At 64.2% G+C, this 2,968-nt stretch carries 3 protein-coding genes; 1 reads left to right on the top strand and 2 read right to left on the bottom strand.

Features of this window, described 5'->3' with window-relative positions; genetic code table 11:
* Positions 1-417 (top strand): AraC family transcriptional regulator (locus VMA74_RS02990; RefSeq protein WP_325364662.1); only part of this gene is annotated, 417 nt, incomplete at its 5' end.
* Here VMA74_RS02990 and VMA74_RS02995 read toward each other — a convergent pair.
* Both VMA74_RS02995 and VMA74_RS03000 read right to left on the bottom strand, forming a co-directional pair.
* Positions 410-1,804 carry a serine hydrolase gene (locus VMA74_RS02995; protein WP_325364664.1) on the bottom strand — a complete coding sequence of 465 codons (1,395 nt, stop codon included), beginning with the start codon at positions 1,802-1,804 and terminating at the stop codon, positions 410-412. The genes VMA74_RS02990 and VMA74_RS02995 overlap by 8 nt on opposite strands.
* A gap of 250 nt (positions 1,805-2,054) precedes the next feature.
* Positions 2,055-2,968, bottom strand: a 914-nt coding sequence (locus VMA74_RS03000; RefSeq protein ID WP_325364665.1) for a beta-1,3-glucanase family protein, incomplete at its 5' end; no start/stop codon positions are given.

Below are 2,968 nucleotides of genomic sequence, written 5' to 3' on the forward strand. Positions count from 1 at the left end.
ACGATTTCCGCTTCGCAGGACCGGCAGGAACAGACCGCCAACAGCATGGACACGGCACGCTTCGCGGAGGTCGAAGCGCGCCTGGCGCAACTGATGAACGGCGATGCCCCGCTCTATCTCGAACCGGCGCTGACCATCGGCCAGGTCGCCAAGCGCAGCGGCTATCCGGAATATCTCGTTTCTGCCGTGATCAACCGGCGACTGGGCGGCAGCTTCTGCGACTACGTCAACCGTCTGCGCGTCGAGGCAGTACGAGCACGCTTGGCGGATCCCGCCGAATCGCGCACCATCCTCGATCTGGCGTATGCCTGCGGCTTCACCTCCAAATCCACTTTCAACGCCGCATTCAAGCGAGAGGTCGGCGATACCCCCAGCAACTATCGCCGGCAGCACACCGCCGCCGCGCCTGTCACCTGACGGCACGCCCAGCTGCTGGCGCGTGATGGAGCGCGGCGATGATCGCCGCAGTTGCATCGCCCATGCCGGCGCCACCGCCCTGCACGCTCAGCCCAAGACGCACCACCACCAAGTGTTCGGAAGGCACGATGATGACGTACTGGCCGAACGCACCGCGTGCGTAATACATGTCTTTGGGCAACTGCGGCATGCCCCACGGCGCATCCCACACCGGCACGCTGCCGGTGTTCACCAGATTGGTCCAGAAGCCCGCGCCATAACCTGTGTGCAAGGTCTGCGAGCGCGAATAATCCGCCCATCCCTGCGGCAGGATGCGCTTGCCGTCCACCATGCCGTCATCCAGGTAAAGCTGGCCGAAGCGTGCAAGATCGCGTGCAGACGCGTACATGAAACCGGAGCCGAGCAAGCTGCCGCTCTGATCGACTTCGATCACCGAATGATGCATGCCCAGCGGCGCAAACAAGGCATCGCGCGCGAACGTTTCGGCGCCGACGGCCGTGCCGCCGGTGGCATTGCCGATCAGCTTCGATAGCAGCGCATAGCTGAGATTGCCGTAAGCCCAAACGGTACCCGGCGCATGCGCCAGCGGCGTGCGCGCGGCAAAGCCGGCCGTATCGGCCTCGCGAAACCACATGTGGGTGGCCAGGTTGACCGCGCCGTTGGTTTCGTCGAAGGGCAATCCGCTGTCCATGCGCAGCAATTGATCGACCGTAATGGCGTGATGCGGATCGGCCGGCGACGCCCAGGCGGCGATCGGTGCAGGCTGATCCAGGCGCAAGCGGCCCTGGCGCACAAGCACGCCGATCAGCGCCTGCGTCACCGATTTGGTCACCGAATGCACCCAGATCGGCGTTTCCGGACCGTAACCGTTGGCGTAACGCTCCGCGATCAGTCGGCCGTCATGCAGCACCACCACGGCCTTGGTCCGGCGCAGGTGCGACGGGTCCGGCTCGGCGAAGGCCTGGTCAAGCGCGGCGCGCAAGGCCGGATCGGTTGGGGTGACGATGCGTGCGCCGAAACGATCGGGCTCGGCCTGCTCGCTGAGAGCCGCCGCGGGGAGCGGGTCATCGCCCAGCACGAGCGTGCAGCCCAGGCCTTCGCGGTAGACCGAGCGGGCACGGAACACGGCCAGCAGGCTGCTGCGTACTTCACGCTGCGAACGGTCAACCGCGTAACGCACTGCCCAGTTGATACCGCGCAGCAGCGGCCGCTGCTCTTCGGCGTAGACCCGGTCTGGATCGACGTGCGACACGAAGGCAGCGGCACACAGCGACTGGCTGACCGAGGCTGCGCCAACGTACATCGCGTCGCGGTTGAGCCCGGTGACAACGCCGCCGGCGAACATCAGCACCAGCAGACTCAGCAATACGTATCGGGCGGACTTCATGGGCTTGGGCTCCGGCAGCGGGAAAGGCTGCAGAATCCAGCTGCCCGGCCGTCCGGTCGTCCTGTCCGGCGGATTCGTACCGCTGTACCACGCTATCGGACGTGTGCCGGTTGGCAGTCAGCGTAGGCGAACCCCACGCTGCCATGAACCCGTAAGGTAGGGGTTCGCCCCGGAGCAAGTCCGGGGCTCACCGCCAACCTACCACCCGCCGCTGCCCGCCCTCTCCGTTGCGAAAAAGGCGGCGCGGGCGTTACCAGCCAATCCCAAACGCCATATGTTCCGGCTGCTGCGTGGTAATGGTCGTGCTCTGGTTGTTGTTGTCGTCGTACGAGAAGCCGTAGGCCAAACCGCCCACCGAGTGCTGGTGCCAGAACCAGGAATAGAAGTTGGCTGGCGACGAGGACGGGTAATAGGCTGGGGCATTCGCCCAGTTCGCCGTATTCAGCAGCACGCCGCGATTGGTCGCTGCGCAGATCTGGTTCTCCAACTGCAGCTGGATGGCGTTTTCATCCTGCTGCTGCGCCGAACTTCCCGCCACGCCGGAGGCCATCGTGCCGGCGCACAGCAGGATGTCCTGCGTGGACGGTTGCTGCACGACAAAGGTTTCGCCTACGTTGGCCGCCGCCGGATTGACCTCGGTAAAGGTCAAGGTCGAGCCGGAGGCTTTGCCGCTGAACTGCCGGCCGTTGACGGTGAGAGTTACCGGCGAGCTGCTGTACTGCGACCACGCACCGGCGATGTAACTGTCGAAGTAATGGCCGTTGGCGCCACCAGCATTGAAGGTGGTTTCCGCCGGCGACAGGATGCGCAGGTTGCTGGGCGCAGGCGTGTGGAAGGCTGCCGGCGTCTGGCTGGCGTACTCCTGGTCCAGGTTGGCGATCGACTCGTTGATGCCGACCTGCATGTGATAGGTCTCGTTGGCACCCCACACATCCAGCAACAGCGGCAAGCCGAACTGATTCACCTGGGTGGTGTTGATGAAGATCCCACCGTTGGCCGCGTAGTTGAACTCATACCAATCGTAGTGAACGTTGATGTTCGGATCGGTATTGTTTTGCGGATTCGGACCGGCGTAGCCATTGTTGCCGTTGGCACCTGCCACGATCGACATGTACAGCGGGCTGCCTTCCGAAATATAGATGCGCCCGGAGGTTATCGGCGGCA

Origin of the sequence: Dyella sp. (genome assembly GCF_035508675.1) — a bacterium.
In the GTDB taxonomy this organism is placed as follows: domain Bacteria; phylum Pseudomonadota; class Gammaproteobacteria; order Xanthomonadales; family Rhodanobacteraceae; genus Dyella_B.

Excerpts from the sequence above, each read along its gene's own strand:
- VMA74_RS02995 (WP_325364664.1), bottom strand. The coding sequence starts at position 1,804 with ATGAAGTCCGCCCGATACGTATTGCTGAGTCTGCTGGTGCTGATGTTC.